This window comes from Lactobacillus sp. C449L, from assembly GCF_059900815.1.
Genome location: NZ_JBWXGA010000002.1, coordinates 162,128 through 180,066 on the forward strand (window position 1 = coordinate 162,128; position 17,939 = coordinate 180,066).

Below are 17,939 nucleotides of genomic sequence, written 5' to 3' on the forward strand. Positions count from 1 at the left end.
TTGAGTAGAGAAATAGGAATCAAAGACGTAAAACAAATTGCTATTGGAGCTGCATTGCTCGGCTCAGGTGGCGGGGGTAATCCATTTATTGGCGAACTGATGGCAATTTCTGCTATTAAAGAGCACGGTCCCGTTACATTACTTGAGCCCAGTGAATTTCCAGACGATGAACTTTTTGTTTCAGCCTCAAATATTGGTGCACCAGCTGTCTCAATGGAAAAGTTTCCTAATGGCAACGAGTTTCCTAGTGCTTTTAAAATTTTTGAGCAATATTATAATAGAAAAATCTACGGTACTTTTCCCATTGAAGCTGGTGGTATCAACTCAATGATGCCAATCGTTGCAGCCGCGAACATGAACATGCCGATTGCTGATGCTGATGGAATGGGACGAGCATTTCCTGAACTGCAAATGTCAACTTTTGTTTTAGCAGGTCATTCAGTTACACCAATGGTTTTGTCAGATGAGCGAGGCAATACTTCACTTATTAACACGCCTGATGCGTTTTGGGCTGAAAAGATTGGCCGTGACTTTACCGTTCAAGTAGGCGCAACTTCTTCGAGTGCCAGTGATTCATTAACCGGTAAAGAGCTACGTGAGTCAGGAGTTTTAAATATCGTTGACCTTAGCCAAAAAATTGGTGAGCTGATTCAACACGCTAATGATTATGAATCTGTAGACAGTGCACTAGCCGAATTACTCCGACTAACTCATGGTTATAAGTTAATGACAGCTAAAATTGTTGATATTTCTCATACAACAAAAGGAGGCTTCAACTTTGGGGAAATAACCTTGGGAGGCTTTAACGAAAATGAAGGCCAAACTGGTAAAATTTCATTTCAGAATGAAAACATTATTATGGAGCTTGATGGTCAAATTTTAGTCACTGTACCTGACTTAATCACCATGGTTGATGTTGATACGCTGCAGCCAATTACTAACGAAGAAGTGCGCTATGGCAAAAGAATCATGGTGCTTGGTTTACCGGCAAACGAAAAATGGCGAACAGAAGCGGGAATTAAGCTGGTCGGTCCACGTTATTTCAAATATGATGTTGATTATATTCCAATTGAAAAACGATACGCAGAGTACAAAAATCAAAAGGAGGAAAATTAAGTGTATAAATTAGGAATTGACGTTGGTGGTACTAATACTGACGCTGCCATTTTGGACGATCAACTCAATGTTATTGTTTCGACCAAAACTCATACAACCAAAGATATCGAAACTGGAATTAAAAACGCAATCCATAAAGTTATTAACGAAAAAAAGATTGACGTTGATCAAATAGGTCAAGCAATGCTTGGTACTACCCAAGCAACAAATGCAATCGTTGAACGTAAAAATTTAGGTAAAGTTGGTGTTTTACGCATTGGATATCCTGCAACTGCATCAATCTTACCATATACTGAATGGCCAGAGGACATTACTGAAATCTTGTCTAACCGCTATGCTCTGATTCGTGGTGGTTATGAATTTAATGGCGATCCTATTGCTACATTTTCTGAAAAAGAAGTACGGGATAAGCTGAACGAATGGAAGGGTCAGATTGATGGCTTAGCAGTTGTAGGTGTTTTTTCTTCAATTAATGATGACCAAGAAAAACGCGTTTCAGAAATGGCGCAGGAAATTTTAGGTGAGAACTTCCCTATTTCTACTTCATCTTCTATTGGATCAATCGGTTTAATTGGACGTGAAAATGCTACAATTTTAAACGCTGCTTTGAATAAAGTTATAAAAAGCGTTACTACCGGATTTTCCAATGCTTTAGCCAAAGAAAACATCACTGCCGCTAAGGTATATTTATGTCAGAATGATGGTACATTGATGTCACTGGAATATGCAGCTAAATACCCAATCTTAACAATTGGGAGTGGTCCAACCAACAGTATCCGGGGAGCTGCTTATCTATCTAAATTCAAAAATGCCTTAACTGTCGATGTTGGTGGTACTACATCTGATATCGGCGTCTTGACTAATGGCTTTCCGCGCGAATCATCTAAGGCTGTCACTGTTGGCGGCGTACGCACCAACTTTAGAATGCCAGACGTTTTATCAGTTGGTCTTGGGGGCGGCACAATTGTCCGCGTCAGCGCAGACGGGTCAGTGACAATCGGACCTGATAGTGTAGGATATGCAATCACTGAAAAAGCTCTTGTCTTTGGTGGTGATACTCTAACCACAACTGATATTGCCGTTAGACTTGGTCTCTGCCAAGTAGGCAATCCAAAACTTGTCGAAACAATAGATGAAAAAATAGCTCAAAAAGCCATGAACAAGATTGCTGAAATTTTAGAAGACGGCATTGATCAAATGAAAACCAGTGCTGAAGATGTAGAAGTCATTTTAGTAGGTGGTGGCTCAATCATTGCTCCAAATAAATTAAAGGGAGTAAAACATATCACTAAAAACAGGTTCGGTAGTGTTGCAAATGCTATTGGTGCTACAATTGCTAATATTGGTGGTGAATATGAAAAAGTATACCAATATTCTCAAGTCAAACGTGCTGATGCTTTAACTGATGTTGAAAAGCAGGCTAGCCAACAGGCTGAATTAGCTGGTGCAAAGGCAGATACAATTAAAGTAGTTGAAATTATTGAGGTGCCACTTGCTTATGCTCCAGGCGAAACAACAAGGGTTAAAGCAAAAGTTGTTGGCGAAATTGACAACTCAAAACATTAAGCGAGAGTATTTATCACTAATTAACTCACAAAGAAACGATTGCGTTTGTAATGAAATGCGATCGTTTTTGATTTTATACAAATACAGGAGACAATTATCTTAATGACTTACGATATCCTGCATTAATTGCTTCACGTTCAGTCTTAAAGTAAACTGCATTACTGGAGTTTAGCCAGTAGCCGGCTTGACCAGGCACATGATAAATTTTTGACCTACGATTGCCAATTATTCTACCCCGTCCTGCATATACTTGATTACCTCGCAGACGTTTTCTGGTATAGCTCTTTGCTTCAACAGTATTTTCAGCACTAGCAAAGTTGTTACCTTCACGATTTACCGGTATAAAGTCAAACAGGCTCAAAGCTAATAATAACGAAATAAACGCTGCTGATAGTTTTTTCTTTCTTAATTTCATTTATATTCACTCCTTTTTCTTTTTAATTAAGTATATTAAAAGTTAAACTATGCAACAACTACTATTTAAATTTACATAGTTTCTAGTCACTTTACAAAATACGAGTTAATTTTGGTAAAGTTTCTCTTTTGTATTACAATTAAACTAATCCGATTAAAGAAAGAAGATAGTGAACATGTGGAATATTCAAATCGTTAAAAAATAAGTTATTACCTAAATATTACCTAGAAAGAGGATTAAATGATTGAAAATATTCCACAGCAGGACAGAGCTTATCTTGCAGGCGTTAATTTAAATGATCCTAATTTTGATTATTATATGGCTGAACTGGCTAACTTAACTGAAGCCGCCAACATGAAAGTTGTTGGCCAATCTTACCAAAATTTGGAACATGTTGTTGCTGGCTCTTATTTTGGTCTTGGCAAAATCAACGAAATAAAAGACCTAGCGCGAGGCTTAAAAGCCAAAGTGCTTATTATAAATGATGAACTAACTCCGGTTCAAATTCGCAACTTGGAAAAACTAACCAAGCTACGTGTTGTTGACCGAACTGAGTTGATTTTAGAAATTTTTTCTAGTCGTGCTCGCACTAAACAGGCAAAGCTGCAAGTTCAACTGGCTCGTTTAGAGTATGAGCTACCGCGACTCCATCCCTCAGAAAATAATTTAGATCAACAACGTGGTGGTGGTTTTGCTAACCGTGGCGCCGGTGAATCAAAACTAGAGCTAAACCGGCGAACTATTGGTAAGCAGATTTCTTTGATAAAAAAAGAACTAAAAGAAATTTCTGGACAAGAAGAAATTAAAGCAAAAAAGCGTAACCAAAATAACATCCCAAAAGTGGCTCTAGTTGGCTACACCAATGCCGGCAAGTCAACCACAATGAACGGCTTGCTAGCAGAATTTACAAAAGAAAGCAGCGAAAAACAAGTTTTTGTTAAAGATATGCTATTTGCTACTTTAGATACGAATGCGCGACGTATTGAGCTAGGCAACAATTTTAGCTTTATTCTCTCCGATACGGTTGGTTTTATTTCCAAACTCCCGCATAACCTGATTGAATCTTTTAAAGCTACTTTACAAGAAGTTAAAGATGCTGATTTACTTATTAACGTAGTCGATGCTTCTGATCCGAACAAAATTCAAATGATTCGAACTACGCAAAACGTGTTAACTGAAATTGGCGTTAAAAGCACGCCCATGATTAATGCATATAATAAAGCAGATAAATCTGCACGCAATTATCCGCAAATTGAAGGCAGCGGAATATTATATTCTGCAACAGATCACGAGTCTATTAAAGCTCTAGCTGACTTAATAACTAAACGCGTTTTTGCAAACTACCAAAAAATCAATTTAGTCTTACCATTTTCTGACGGTAAAGCTCTCGCAGACTTACATGAAAATGCTCAAGTTATTAGTGAAGAATATTGCGAAGATGGCATCCATATTATGGCTCGACTCGCCCCAGCAAAGCAAACGCAGTTTGAGCAATATTTAGTGTAAAAAATAACTCTGACTTTTTGCCAGAGATTTCTGCACTTCAAACAAAAAAAGCAGTAGTCGAAATCTATTCGACTACTGCTTTTTTGTTTACTGAATAACCCGCTTAGCGATACACGGATAAAAGTAAGAGCTAAGCGCTTGTAATACAACTCCATCGTCTGGGGTTGAGGCATGAATATACTGATTATTACCAATATAAATGCCGATATGATAAGGGGCATCAACCGATCCCCAATAAAGTAAATCACCAGGTTGCAGCTGATCCATGGAAACAGTCGTACCAACTTTAACTTGATCAGTTGTTACTCGTGGTAAGTTAATACCAGCTGCTTTACTGTAAACTGATTGGACTAGACCAGAGCAATCATAGCTATCAGGTCCATTGCCACCCCAAACATATGCTTTGCCAATTTGGCTTTTAGCTAGCTTAACAACTGCTTGGGCACGTTGCGCAGTACTACTTGTTGCCGCTGGGGCCGTAGCCACAGGCAGCTTAGTGGGAGCCTGGCTGGTAGTTTTGTTCTTATTAATTTTGTTAACCGTATTGGTTGGCTTACCTGCAGTCTTTTGCTTACTTGCCTTGGCTTTTTTATTAGTAGGCTTAGTTACAGCTAACTGCTTAATAGGTGTTTGCTTTTCCTTTTTCTTATTAGCGGTTTCTTTAATCACACTAGCGCTTGATTCAGCATCTAGCTCTTTAGTGTAGCGTGCTTCAATCCACTCATTTTCGCCGATTTTATACCACAGCTTGCCTTTTTTATCGACAGCCGTTTCAGCAACATTCCATTTACTATTATTTTTTGCGCGAAAATTAATAAGTTGGCCACCTTGGTAATTAGACCAAATCTTGACCTCTTTACCAGGTAGATAGTTAATTTGTACACGCTTAACGGGAGCCTTTAAAGTGGCTGCATTCACCGCTTTCTGTGGTGAAGCCACCGCGACGCCAGTTAATGTCAGAGCAGTCGCAAGCCCCATTTTCAAGAAGTTACGCTTCATTGAATTTCATTCTCCTTTAGTAGCTAAATGTGGTCATAAATTAGTACTCACTTCTATTTTAACTTGTTAAATAAATTTATCAAGTTCCAGTGGTCAATCATTGAGATAAAACTGACTTCACACCATTATTATTAGTAATCACTTGCACTATATATCCACATACCGACTAGCTGATTTTTGGGTTTTCTGTATAAAAAATAAAAAAATTCAATTATAAAATCAAACAATAAAAAAACGTTTTTCTCATTAAGAGAAAAACGTTTTTTGGATTTTTAGTTTAAAACGCGTTTAGCAACTGAGGGGTAGAAGTATGAGCTAATTGTATCTTTGACAACTCCTTGAGCCGGAGTTGCAGCGTGAATATACTGGTTACCGCCAACATAAATACCTACATGATAGGGTGAAGAAGCAGAGCCCCAGAATAGCAAATCACCCGGTTTGAGGTTCTTCATTGAAACAGTCTTACCCTGCTTTACTTGGGAAGTAGTTGTACGACTAATCTCTACACCGGCAGCCTTATTGTAAATATATTGAGCTAAGCCTGAGCAATCAAAGCCACTAGGACCATTGCCACCCCAAGAGTAAGCTTTACCTACTTGTGCATTCGCTAAGTTAACAATTTTATCAGCTTGTTTTGAAGAAATATCAGATTGGACAACTCCAGGCGCAGCTTCTTTAGTTGAAATTTTTGCAGCTTCAGCACTATCAGCTTTTACTGTATAACGAGCCTGAATCCACTGACCTTCTCCGATTTGATACCAGGTCCTTCCTTTGCTATCAATTGCAGAGCTGATTACATTAACAGTTTCACCATGTTGAATTCTTGTACCAGTAAAACTAGGATTATCGTAGCTATTCCAAATGTTGATACCATAGCCTGGAACATAATTAATTTTAACCTTAGTAGTCGCAGCTTCAACATGGTTGGTGGTGGAATTTGAATTGACAGCATTTGCTACCCCAATACCAGTAATGGTCAGAGCAGCAGCTGTAGTAAATTTAACTAAATTACCCTTAATTTTCAAAATCAAATTCCCCCTGTTTTTAAATTCAACCTAATATTTGTATTTTTTGCTTTAACTTCTACATTACGATTTCAATTTTACTCGTACTATATTACAAAAGAGTTACAAAATTGATACTAGAAAGTAAAAAAGCCCTTTCGAAATAAAAACTCCGATAAGGACTACAATTTTTATTAATTATTAAGCTATTCAACAAGGTCTTTATTCAATAACTCGTTTAGCAGCCGATGGGTAAAAATATGTGCTAAGTGGTTGCTTGCGCACACCTTGATCAGGCGTTGCTGCATGAACATATTCGTTACCACCAACATAAATACCCACATGGTACGGTGAAGAGGCTGAACCCCAAAATAACAAGTCGCCCTTCTTCAATTTACTCATTGAAACTTTTTTACCTAAAGCAACTTGGGAAACAGTTGTTCTAGGTAAAACAGTTCCACCAGCATTTTTATAGACATATTGAACTAAGCCAGAGCAATCAAAAGCAGATGGTCCGTTTGCACCATACACGTAGCTCTTGCCTACTTGCTTTTTAGCAAGCTTGACAACAGCATTACGTTTCTGGGTCACAGTACTTGCATCGGCTTCCGTGATAGTTTCAGTTTCAGCTGAAACTTTAACCGTAGTAGCAATTCCTGCAAAAAACAAAGATACAAATGCAGCTAACTTAATTAAACTATGTCTGTGTCTCAAAACAAATCTCTTTTCTTTAACAAATATTTTTTTAGCGTTTGCTAAGAGCAATTTCGATAATCGCTCCCGTTTTGTATTCGGCAATATATATACTACCTATTGAATGTTACACGTTTATTTCAAACGAACTACAAAACGGTAAGAGTTATTTTAAAATACAGATTTGTTTAGTAATATAGGCAATTAGTCATGCAAGCTAAAGACTATTTTAGTAAGCTTTTTACGGGTCTGATCCCAATCATCATTAACTAAAACATGTGCTACATTTTTTAATTCTGGTGGCAAAACATTTAATTCACTTCCACTTAGTCTTTCTTTTATTTTGGTTAAAGTGTCACCGCGCTTGATTAAGCGTGTCTCTAATTCTTCTTTAGAACTGGCAGTAACATATAAAAAGTAGACCTGATCTCGAAGCGCATTAATATAAGAAGCTGCACCTTTGATGTCGACAATTAAAGAAACTACTTCATGCTCTTTCCAGGCTTCATCTAGTGCTTCTTTACTGGAACCATATTGATATGAACCGTATTTTACCTGCTCAAAAAAATGCAGTTTTTGAAAACTAGCTTCGCTTTCAAAATGATAAGACTTATCTGGAATTTCTTCTTCGCGTATGGGTCTAGTAGTATGTGTTAAAACACGCGGAATACCATATTTTTCGGTTAAAAATGCTGAAATTGTTGTTTTTCCCGCACCACTAGGACCAGCAATTAGAATTAATTTTCGCAAAATATAGGCTCCCTTTACTTGAAAACAGTCAGTATTTATAATAATATCTTTCATTATAAATTAAACATGGGTATGAGAGGAAGTAAAAATTCATCATGAAAAAAGCAGATGTTAAAACAGACGCTATTCTAAGCGCAAAGTCTGAAGAAGAACTTACTAAGCCATTTATAGGCAAAGTAGAAAAGATTTACGAAAATTCTGCCCTGTTAGCAATCATCGATTTTGATGAAGCTGACGAAACTGCAGTCAGTGACCTTAACCAAAAAATCGTAGTTAATTTTAAGAATTTAAAAGCTGCGCCAAAATCCAAGATTAAGGAAATTCAAGCTAAAGCAAAAAGTGACGTTAAAGTAGAAAAGATTGCTAAGACCGAAGAAGATCAAGAAAACGGTACTGAAAAAGAATAGTAAAATTTATTTTTTTAATTAAAAAGCAGCGTTTAAAGCACACTGCTCTTTTTTTTTGCGATCTTTTTGCCTAAAATTAAACTAGCACTTATTTATTATATGTAAACTACCAGGAGAACAAACGTGAAAGAAAAAGCAAAATCCATATTGTTTTGGTTTATCCTCATTCAACCATTTTTAGACTTATATTGGTTCTACCATGGCACACTGGCAAATGTTTTACCTTTTACTCTGCCAACAATTATTCGTATCTTAGTGGTTGGCGTATTAATCGGCCTCTTTTTCAGTCAGAAAAAATCCTGGCAATATCTTGCTAAGCAAAAGTGGCTAATTATTTATTTAGTTTTACTTGTCGTGTATTCGGCCTTGCATTTAGTACATGTCCGTAATTTCACTAGTGTTAGTCCTAACGGTTATGGCTATTCTGCTGCTAGCGAGATTTTTTATCTAATAAGAATGACACTGCCGTTAATTATCTTGTATTTAACAAACGAGCTAAGTTTTACAGAAAAAAAACTGCGCTACGTAATTGAAGGTATTTCAGGGCTCTTTTCAGGCACAATAGTTTTGTCAAATTTGTTTGTTGTCTCACTTAAATCATATGAAACAGGAGTAATCAGTGCCAACATTTTTGAGTGGTTCTTTAATCCTAATATTGGCTATTCTCACATGGCATCCAAAGGATTTTTCAATTTTACCAACATGATTTCAGCAGTTTTGTTCATGTTGCTACCACTTATGCTTTACTATTTATTTGCAAATTTTAGCTGGACTACCGTAATTTTGAATGTAGTTCAAGCTTTAGCAATGATAGAAATTGGTACTAAAGTTGCCGCAATTGGTTTATTGGGCGGAATCATAGTTAGTTTGCTGCTCTTTTTATTGCACCGCTTTTTGATTAAAGACGTTAAAAACGGCGGATGGGCTGTTTTAGTGGCTGTCTTGATTGAACTTGGATCATTGGCAATTTTGCCTTTTGGACCCGCCATTCAGCGCTATAACTACGAAATATATTTAGCTAAACAATCAGACCGAGATTTAACTGCTGAAAAAAGAGACTTAGCAGATGGTCTCCAAAAATATCCGGCTGGTGAAAAGCGCAAAGAGTTTTTAAGACACTTTATTAAGAAAAATTATCAAGCATATGCGTTGAACCCTAAATTTGTCTTCAAAAGCTATCCATATCAATATGATCCTGAATTTTGGCTAAGGATTATTAATGAACCCGGACAGGTTCGAATGGAAAACAGACATGTTGAAAAGGCGATGCTTACTCAAGTAGTCAAAACTAACAATAATCAGTTGGACAAGTTTTTTGGGATTTCTTACACCCGCGAAAACAACATTTTCAACTTGGAACGTGATTTTGCAGCGCAAGTATACTCTCTAGGATGGATTGGTATGCTGCTGTTTCTTGGTCCTTATGTAGCCACATTAGCCTATGCTTTGTATAGATGGTGCAGATTTAAATCGGCGCGAACCTATCTCGTCAGTTCACTTCTTGTTGCCAGCGCATTTATTTTATTGGCAGCTTTTTCTTCCGGCAATGTAATGGATTTTTTAACGGCCAGCTTCATTCTTGCTTTTATAGAAGGAAACTTGCTTGTACAAGTAAACAAGAACGACTCTTAATAAGACGGATCAGAATAGTTGCATTGGATCAGTAGTTTTCCTTTCTATTTTTATTCTCTTTTAAGTTTCCAAATGAATGCACAAGTGCATTATTTGGAAGCTTTTTTATTAACAAAAATCCTACTTTCATGTCGATACTGCTGTAGCCGCCAATTCTAAGTAGGATTGATATTTTATTTTTGTTTGATAAAAGAAGCATCCGGAATTCGAATCAAATAATAGCGCGTCGCGTTATGACCTGCATGCATCCCAATACCATTTTGCCAGGATTTTTTATAAGTTGCAGTATAAGTGGCCACATAAGCTCGCTGATATTTTCGATCCATTTTCTTTAGGGCTTTTTCATCATACGGAATTCTTGAAGCATTAAGATCTAAGGGATTCTTGCCATAAGCAACAGTGGCAAAATCACTTGAAACTCGTGCTTTCTTTCCAGCACAATAATATGTATAAGTTTGGGTACTAATCTTTTTCTTTTTGGAGTTGACGGTCACATAGCTGGAGTTGCCTTCTCCGGTATTCATTATTAGTGGTTGATAGGTAATTTTTGATGTAATTTGTTGAGTATTATCTAAATCTGGATTATCAAGCATTGTTTTGTTAAAAAGCCAGACCGCAGCAATCAAAAAAAGCGTCACTTCAAGTAAGTCAATGAGAAAATTAGGCCAACTAAATTGTTGGTGTTTTTTAATAATCATTGTGATACGACGGCGGCGAATATTCTGGACGACAAAAATAAGAAATAAAACGACAATAGCCCATAATAGGACGCCGATTAGATTCCAACTAAACATGAAAGACCTCCTGTAATTGACTTCATTATATGGTAAAAAGCCACTTTTGGATAGTTAAAAAGAATGATTAATTCTCAGTATTATGACACCCGTTTTTTATTTCTTCGCTGTTTTGCTCTTTGTTGTTTTCTTTGCGGTAGATTTTTTGGCTGGCGTTTCTGGTTTTTGGTATTCACGCACTTGCGCAATTTTATCAAAAATAGCCTCAGTTAGCTTGTCAATGACTTCATTTTCATTTTTGCTAATTTCTTCTTCAGTTGCCAACTGATCAATGCGAAAGTTTGAAGCATTTATATATTCAGACTGGGTTTCAAAGTACACGGATACTTGATATTCCTGACCTTCTTCAAAAAAATTGGCTATTTTTTTATAGTTACTGTATGGCAAATTAATAATATTATTTTCTAATGCAAATGTTACTGGTCTTTGTCCGGTTACTTCAAGTGCTACATGACTCAACGAATTGTGCTTAATCGCCGCACCAGTTTCTTTAACCATTTTTGCTGCCAAAGCTTTAATTTTGGCTTTAGACTTAGCAATATCAGCATATTTGACAGTTTCTAAGTCTTGCAGGTAATCCTGCTGTTCAATCTTTTCAGTTAAATCAGTTAAGTTAATCTTCAAAATAAAAATCCCTTTTAATTTATCAGTTTGTATTCAATCTTCTATACGATACTCAAATTTTGCGATAAAAACAATTAATTTTATTTCTTTTAAAAATTCTTTTTAAAAAACAATTTTACCAAAAAAGTCAAAAAGAAAATCCATTAAAACGATATTTTTAATTAAAAAACTCTAATTTTACTTACTTTGCTCACCGGTTTTAAATAACACCCTGCAACTTAATTAAGCCGAAAATGGCGCACTTTGTTTAATCAATACGGAAACATTATTTTCCCCACTTTACAAGCGTTTTCACAAAGAATAGAATTTAATATGTAATTAAGGATTTTTCACTAAATTTTTTTAATTGAGAGGTAGACAAATATGTCAGAAAAAGTTTACACAGATTATTTCTATAATCCAGATGATTTTGATAAAAATCATGGTATGGGCTATAAAGAGCTTCATATTCCCGAAGGCGTCGAGGCACAGCCATTAATCGTACCACCAGTTTTAGAGCCAGATAAACAAGAATATAACGATGTCTGGTACACCATTGAGTCTCAAGAAGGTGACTTCCAGTTTTTACCAGGTAAAAAGACTCATACTTGGGGCTATAACTTCCCTGTTCTTGGGAAAACCATGGTCTTGACCAAGGGACAACACGTTCATGTAACCTTGAAAAACAGTTTGCCTGAATTAACTACATACCACTGGCACGGTATGGAAGTTTCCGGCCCTGGTAACGATGGCGCTTGTCACTCACCTGTGTACCCCGGTGAAGAAAAGCACATTGACTTTGTAGTTAACCAACCAGCTGCTCTTACTTGGTTACATGCTCATCCATGTCCATCAACTGCAATGCAAGTTTGGATGGGACTTGCCATGGGCGTTGTTGTCACTGATGCTAACGAAGCTAAGTTACCAATTCCAAAAACATATGGTAAAGATGAATTCCCAATTATTCTGCAAGATCGTATTTTCCACGAAGATAATCAATTCGATTACAAGGCAGATTACAATGCAATGGGCATCTTTGGCGACACACCAGTTATCAACGGTGTTGTTCGTCCTTACGTTGATGTAACTACTCAAAAAGTTCGTTTGATTTTCTTAGGTGGCTCTAACCGCCGCGAATGGCGTCTACACTTTAGCGATGACTTGGTAATGACTCAAATCGGTGGTGACGATTCATTCTTGGAGCATCCAGTTAAGATGACTAAAGTTTTAATTGGACCGGGTGAACGTCAACAAGTAGTTGTAGATTTCAGTGATTATAAAGAAGGCGACGTTGTCAACCTTTACACTGATGATTTCAAATTAGTTGAATTTCGAATTCACAAGTATGAAAAAGACGATAGTGTGATTCCTGACACGCTCTTTAAACCATATGACCCAGTTGTTAACCCTAATGCACCAGTTCCTCATGTTACCATGGATGACCACAACAAGATTAATGGTAAGCTGTTCTCCATGCAGAGAATTGACTTAAAGCAAGAGCTAATGGATGCAGAGTACTGGGATGTAACTAATACCAATGATAAAGTCAATGGTATGTTGCACCCATTCCACATTCACGGTGCCCACTTCTTAGTTGTTTCTCGTAACGGTGAAGATCCATATCCAAACGAACAAGGCGTTTACAAGGATACGGTTGAAGTTGCCCCTCAAGAAACCGTTCGCTTGAAAGTTTACTTCCAGAACACTGGTGTCTTCATGTATCACTGCCACATCATCGAGCATGAAGATGCAGGTATGATGGCTCAAATTCAAATTGTTGATCCAAAAGATCCAGACAAGAAGTATCACTTAATGGACATGGAAACTTTAACTAAGGCTTTTGCTGAAGAAAAAGGTATTCCAATGGACGAAGTATACTGCCCAGGTATGGACGTTGAAGGTATGGACGTTAAGGGTGAAGATCATTCACTAGATGCTCTTTCAGGTGCTAGTCATCATTAATAATTTGAAATGAATTTTATTAGTTAAAAAAACCGCTCATGATTTCTGAGCGGTTTTTGTTTGAACAGCTTTATAACAAGTAACTAAAAATCGTTTAAATTCAACGTTTTATTTAAGAAATCCTTTGCGTTAATCTATCCATATATGTTTAAATGACTCTATTATGAAAGAGAAAAAATCTGCAACCAAAATCGTTGTGCGCATTGTACTGGTCTTAGTCATTATTGGACTCGCACTAGTTTTTTTCAACGCTAATAAAATTAAAGATCAATACGACTGGGTGACACTAAAATCAGCGCAAAAACTGGATGTCCCCTTAGAAAATCAATATCCTGACTTGCCTAATGGCTGCGAAGTAACTTCTTTATCCATGCTTTTGCAATACTACGGTATTAAAGTTAACAAATTAGATCTATCGCAAAATATTAAGCACGTTTCTTCTTATACTGATGGCGGCAAATATCGTGGCAATCCACATGTTGGTTTTGTCGGTTATATGAGTCAAGCTAATGCTGGTTGGTGTGTCTATAATGAACCGCTCGAACAAATTGCGCGCAAGTATACTAATCGCATCCAAAATTATACCGGACATGACTTTATTCAAGTAATAAAGCTAGTATCACAAGGACATCCTGTGGTAATTATCACTACCATCAAATTTGATCATGTAAATGATATGCAAACTTGGCAAACTGCTCAAGGAGAAGTCAATGTGACTCCTTCCTCACACGCGTGTGTAATTACTGGCTTTGACAAACAAGCACGCACCGTGCTTATTAATGACCCATTTGGATACAAAAATAAAGTGGTTTCCTGGAAAAAATTAGAAAGTAGTTACAATCAACAAGGTAAACAAGCTTTATATCTCAAATAAAAAAGAGCAAATTCAATTAAGAATCTGCTCTTTTTCAAATCGAGGCTCATTTAGCTAAAAATAAGTGACTACTTCTGTTCACATCAGGTTGGTCAACCGCCAATACTTCCCGTATTTGCCAGTTAAGGCAGGCGTCCTCATACAAATACGCATCTCGCGCTTTTGTCGACTCGTACTATTCATTATACGAATTTTTATTTTGTTTGTAAAACTTTTTTATTTTGAAGAAAATCTCAACGCACATATTAGAAAGCAGCATCCCCAGTGCGATTGATCCCGTTACAATAATCACGCGCAGCATCGAGTCACTAGCAGCATTAATATTACCAGAAGTCAGTTCACGCACCGCTTGATAAGCTGGCACTCCAGGAACTAGTGGAACAATTGCGGGAATATAGAAAACTGTAGCTGGACATTTTTTTATTCTGGCAAAAACAATGCCTAAAATCCCAATTGCAAATGAGCCCAATAAATTAGACAAAAGTCGACCCATCGAGGCTTCCATTGCTAGCCAATATATTATCCAACTAATTACACCACTTATTCCAGCCAAGTTAAGCACACGATGTGGCACGTTGATAGTTAAAGCAAATCCGGTAGATGCAAGATAAGCAAATACAATGTTTATTAGTAATTCTATCCAAAATGGCATTTTTCTATGCTCCTAAAAACTTCAAAATTATCCCGACACCACCACCAAGTGCAAAAGCGGTTAGTAAGGCCTCACAAATTTTAACCATTCCAGAAAGAAGATCTCCCTTAAACAAGTCACGCAGAGCATTAGTTAAAGCTAATCCAGGAACTAGCGGCATCAACGCTCCGGTCAAAATACTATCAGTTATCATCTGCGGAAAAATATGTACTAAACCAACGGTCACTAACGTCATAATCATCGCAGCCACTAACTCCGCTAGGTACTTTACGTTGGTAAATCGTTTAAAATAATAAAAAGAAAGAAAACCAATCGCACCTACAATTGCGGCCGCTGGAAAATCAATCCAATCATAGTTATCCATAAACATCACCATCAATGTCGCACTCAAAACTGCGGCACCAATAGTTTGTAGCCACAACGGAAAAGTAGGAAAATCGCCACGAGCAATATCAAAAACTTGTTTTTTTACTTGCTGTAAGCTGATTTCGTGATCAGCAAACGCCCGAGACAAAGAATTAATTCGGTCAACAAGTTCAAGATTGATATTTCGCTCATGGACTAAAATGCTCTGACAATAGTTGCCATAATCTAGACTCATAAAGATACCCGTTGGTATCACGAAGACACGTGGATCAGGTTCACCTGCACTCTTGGCAATACGAACCATTGTATCCTCAACGCGGTACATTTCGCTGCCGCCTTCAATCATCAACTGACCAGCGGTTAAGCAAGTATCTAATAATTCTTGGTAAAAAAATTTATCTTTTTCGTTAAACATGATTCCCTCAAAGCTTGTTCATAGTTTCAATGTCAATTGTTTTATCAACCCAGTCGCCTTGGAAAAAGTCGCGCTCGTGGCTAACAATAATTACTGCACCCGGAAATTTAACAATTGCATCACGCAACGCATCCTTAGAATCGCGATCTAAGTGATTGGTTGGTTCATCCAAAAACAGCAAGTTAGTCGGTTCAAACTGCATTTTAGCTAGCTTTACCTTTTCTTGCTCCCCACCCGATAATTTTTTCAATGGGCTCATTGCCTGCTGCGCAGTAACACCAAGACGAGCTAAAGCACCACGTAGTTCTTTTGGTTTTTTGCGCTCAAATATTTCTTGTAAATACTGTAGCGGCGTCATGTTGTTATTGGGCCACGTTAAATCTTGTTTAAAATACGCTAATTTGGCAGTTTCAGATAACTTAAAGTCGCCAAAAATTGGCTCAATCTGACCAAGTAACGTTTTTAATAACGTCGTTTTGCCGATACCATTAAATCCAGTAATAGCAACTTTTTCGTTTCCTCCTACCGAAAAGTTAAATGCTTCTTTAACTAACGCTTGGTCATAGCCAATCACTAAATCTTGCGTCTGCAAAAGTAAATTAGCAGCTGTAGCGACATAGGGAAATTCAAAATGAGCCCTTCGATTACCTTTTGGTGGACTTAAAACTTCCATTTTGGCAAGTTGACGCTCACGCGATTTTGCACTTTTGGAACGAGTACCAGCCTTATTCTTACGAATATAAGCTTCAGTTTTAGAAATTTTACGTTGCTGATTGGTATACGCCTTCAAATAAGTTTCGCGATTTGCCGCTTTTTGGCGCATAGCCTGCTTTAACGTTCCGGTATAGCGTGTAATTGTACCGATATCAATATCAATAATGCAATTAGCAATACGACCTAGAAAATCATAATCATGACTAACCACGATAAAAGCACCGGTGAATTCATTCAAATATTCCACTAGCCAATCGATATGTGATACATCCAAATAGTTGGTTGGCTCATCTAAAAGTAGTACATCTGGGCGTTGCAATAATAGCTTGGCTAAAATAATTTTCGAACGCTGCCCACCAGATAGTTGCGCAACGTCGTGCTCGTAACCTAATTCAGCTAAGCCGAGACCCGAAGCAACTCGTTCAATCTCAGTATCAATGCCATAAAAGTTGTTTTCTTCTAAATATGTTTGTAATTTACCGGCTTTTTCAAGTAGCTGGGCATCTCCGCTTTCCGCATACTGACTATACAAATCAGTTAATTCTTTTTCTTTTTGGTAAAGTGAAGCAAAAGCAGTACGTAAAAAACTCCGAATAGTCACACCAGATGCTAATTTGGCATATTGGTCAAGGTAGCCAACAGATACACGATTTTGCCACTTTACCTCGCCTTCATCAGGAAGCATTTCGCCAGTTAAAATTTTGATTAAGGTAGACTTGCCTACTCCATTTTGGCCAGTAACACCCATATGATCTTCCTTGTTGAGAACAAAATCACCATTTTCATACAAAGTCTTATCTATAAAGCTCTGCCCCAAATTTTTAACTGTCAGTAAACTCATTTTACATCCCCTTTTGGCTAATATTGACTTGCTCTAGTATATAATAAAGGTGTGCTTTTGGCTTGTATTTATTAATTGGTACTTTATTTACGTTTTAGCAATAAGTATATATCTTGACGGCCACAAAAGTTAAACTAGAAAAATTATAATTATATTCATTACTTTTGTCACTGACGAAATGGTGGTTTTGGAGCATTCAAATTAAGCAATACAAGAAAATAAAAAGCGGGCTATTACCCGCTTTTTTTATTTTCTTTCTTGTTCATACTTCTGTAAAGCCTCTAAAACTTTTGGCCAATATCGTTTAGGTAAAATTAACTGCAATTTATCATGATAAATTGGAAAATCACTTGCCTTCATACCAGTGATTTTAGCTAAATCTTGATCTGAAAGCTTGAATTCGCGCGCAATTCGTTTTATTTCAACAGAAGCATGCCCTCTAAACCAGGAAAGAGCAAAGAAAAGCAAAGCAAATATACTAGCGCTCAAAACCGATACAGGTAATGCCCAGTTAAATGTGCGCAAACAAATAAAAAATACTGCAATAAAAGCAATAAGCGCTGATAATACACCATAAACTGCTGGAAAGAGTGATTTTTTTTGCATTATTATCCTCCCTTTTCTAAAACG

Annotated in this window: 18 protein-coding genes; 7 read left to right on the forward strand and 11 right to left on the reverse strand. The window is 37.1% G+C overall.

Translation table 11 applies throughout. The features are described from left to right. On the forward strand, window positions 1–1,116 hold the full coding sequence (locus tag AC2JF9_RS04180) for an S-methyl thiohydantoin desulfurase family protein (RefSeq protein ID WP_500725539.1): 1,116 nt from the start codon (window positions 1–3) through the stop codon (window positions 1,114–1,116). Then, a complete protein-coding gene (locus AC2JF9_RS04185; protein ID WP_500725540.1) occupies window positions 1,117–2,682 on the forward strand; it encodes an ROK family protein in 1,566 nt (521 codons plus the stop codon). It abuts the gene before it with no gap. 94 nt (window positions 2,683–2,776) lie between these two features. Here the strand turns inward: AC2JF9_RS04185 and AC2JF9_RS04190 are convergent, their stop codons facing one another. Beyond that, window positions 2,777–3,097 carry a sunset domain-containing protein gene (locus AC2JF9_RS04190; RefSeq protein ID WP_500725541.1) on the reverse strand — a complete coding sequence of 107 codons (321 nt, stop codon included), beginning with the start codon at window positions 3,095–3,097 and terminating at the stop codon, window positions 2,777–2,779. A gap of 240 nt (window positions 3,098–3,337) precedes the next feature. Here AC2JF9_RS04190 and hflX point away from each other — a divergent pair, with 240 nt between their 5' ends. Beyond that, complete coding sequence (gene hflX, locus AC2JF9_RS04195; RefSeq protein WP_500725542.1) at window positions 3,338–4,603, forward strand: GTPase HflX; 1,266 nt, start codon at window positions 3,338–3,340, stop codon at window positions 4,601–4,603. A gap of 87 nt (window positions 4,604–4,690) precedes the next feature. Here hflX and AC2JF9_RS04200 read toward each other — a convergent pair whose 3' ends face one another. The 4 genes from AC2JF9_RS04200 to AC2JF9_RS04215 all read right to left on the reverse strand — a co-directional run bounded on the left by AC2JF9_RS04200 (window position 4,691) and on the right by AC2JF9_RS04215 (window position 8,049). After that, window positions 4,691–5,602: a C40 family peptidase gene (locus tag AC2JF9_RS04200; RefSeq protein WP_500725543.1), complete on the reverse strand. Its 912-nt coding sequence runs from the start codon at window positions 5,600–5,602 to the stop codon at window positions 4,691–4,693. Window positions 5,603–5,874: 272 nt separating this feature from the next. After that, the gene (locus AC2JF9_RS04205) at window positions 5,875–6,627 is read right to left on the reverse strand and encodes a C40 family peptidase (protein WP_500725544.1); all 753 of its coding nucleotides are present in this window, start codon (window positions 6,625–6,627) and stop codon (window positions 5,875–5,877) included. A gap of 201 nt (window positions 6,628–6,828) precedes the next feature. Further along, window positions 6,829–7,320, reverse strand: a complete 492-nt coding sequence (locus tag AC2JF9_RS04210; RefSeq protein WP_500725545.1) for a C40 family peptidase — start codon at window positions 7,318–7,320, stop codon at window positions 6,829–6,831. Window positions 7,321–7,503: 183 nt separating this feature from the next. Next, entirely contained in the window at window positions 7,504–8,049 is a 546-nt protein-coding gene (locus AC2JF9_RS04215; protein ID WP_500725546.1) for a guanylate kinase, read from the reverse strand. A 95-nt stretch (window positions 8,050–8,144) separates the two neighbouring features. On the opposite strand from AC2JF9_RS04215, the gene AC2JF9_RS04220 reads away from it, so the two are divergent. Next, complete coding sequence (locus AC2JF9_RS04220; RefSeq protein WP_500725547.1) at window positions 8,145–8,456, forward strand: DUF2187 domain-containing protein; 312 nt, start codon at window positions 8,145–8,147, stop codon at window positions 8,454–8,456. Window positions 8,457–8,579: 123 nt separating this feature from the next. After that, window positions 8,580–10,088 carry an O-antigen ligase family protein gene (locus AC2JF9_RS04225; RefSeq protein ID WP_500725548.1) on the forward strand — a complete coding sequence of 503 codons (1,509 nt, stop codon included), beginning with the start codon at window positions 8,580–8,582 and terminating at the stop codon, window positions 10,086–10,088. Window positions 10,089–10,261: 173 nt separating this feature from the next. Here the strand turns inward: AC2JF9_RS04225 and AC2JF9_RS04230 are convergent, their stop codons facing one another. Next, window positions 10,262–10,882, reverse strand: coding sequence for an LVIS_2131 family protein (locus AC2JF9_RS04230; protein ID WP_500725549.1), 621 nt, complete (start codon window positions 10,880–10,882; stop codon window positions 10,262–10,264). A 96-nt stretch (window positions 10,883–10,978) separates the two neighbouring features. Continuing rightward, window positions 10,979–11,506: a hypothetical protein gene (locus tag AC2JF9_RS04235; protein ID WP_500725550.1), complete on the reverse strand. Its 528-nt coding sequence runs from the start codon at window positions 11,504–11,506 to the stop codon at window positions 10,979–10,981. 363 nt (window positions 11,507–11,869) lie between these two features. Between AC2JF9_RS04235 and AC2JF9_RS04240 the strand changes: the two genes are divergently transcribed. Both AC2JF9_RS04240 and AC2JF9_RS04245 read left to right on the forward strand, forming a co-directional pair. Beyond that, window positions 11,870–13,447, forward strand: coding sequence for a multicopper oxidase family protein (locus AC2JF9_RS04240; RefSeq protein WP_500725551.1), 1,578 nt, complete (start codon window positions 11,870–11,872; stop codon window positions 13,445–13,447). Between the two features lie 163 nt (window positions 13,448–13,610). Further along, window positions 13,611–14,321 (forward strand): C39 family peptidase, encoded by a 711-nt coding sequence (locus AC2JF9_RS04245; protein ID WP_500725552.1) that lies wholly within the window; start codon window positions 13,611–13,613, stop codon window positions 14,319–14,321. Window positions 14,322–14,496: 175 nt separating this feature from the next. Here the strand turns inward: AC2JF9_RS04245 and AC2JF9_RS04250 are convergent, their stop codons facing one another. The 4 genes from AC2JF9_RS04250 to AC2JF9_RS04265 form a co-directional block, all read right to left on the reverse strand. Next, window positions 14,497–14,973, reverse strand: coding sequence for a threonine/serine exporter family protein (locus AC2JF9_RS04250; RefSeq protein ID WP_500725553.1), 477 nt, complete (start codon window positions 14,971–14,973; stop codon window positions 14,497–14,499). Between the two features lie 4 nt (window positions 14,974–14,977). Next, window positions 14,978–15,754, reverse strand: a complete 777-nt coding sequence (locus tag AC2JF9_RS04255; RefSeq protein WP_500725554.1) for a threonine/serine exporter family protein — start codon at window positions 15,752–15,754, stop codon at window positions 14,978–14,980. Between the two features lie 7 nt (window positions 15,755–15,761). Continuing rightward, window positions 15,762–17,309 (reverse strand): ABC-F family ATP-binding cassette domain-containing protein, encoded by a 1,548-nt coding sequence (locus tag AC2JF9_RS04260; RefSeq protein ID WP_500725555.1) that lies wholly within the window; start codon window positions 17,307–17,309, stop codon window positions 15,762–15,764. Between the two features lie 246 nt (window positions 17,310–17,555). Next, window positions 17,556–17,915 carry a hypothetical protein gene (locus AC2JF9_RS04265; protein WP_500725556.1) on the reverse strand — a complete coding sequence of 120 codons (360 nt, stop codon included), beginning with the start codon at window positions 17,913–17,915 and terminating at the stop codon, window positions 17,556–17,558. Window positions 17,916–17,939: the final 24 nt, after the last annotated feature.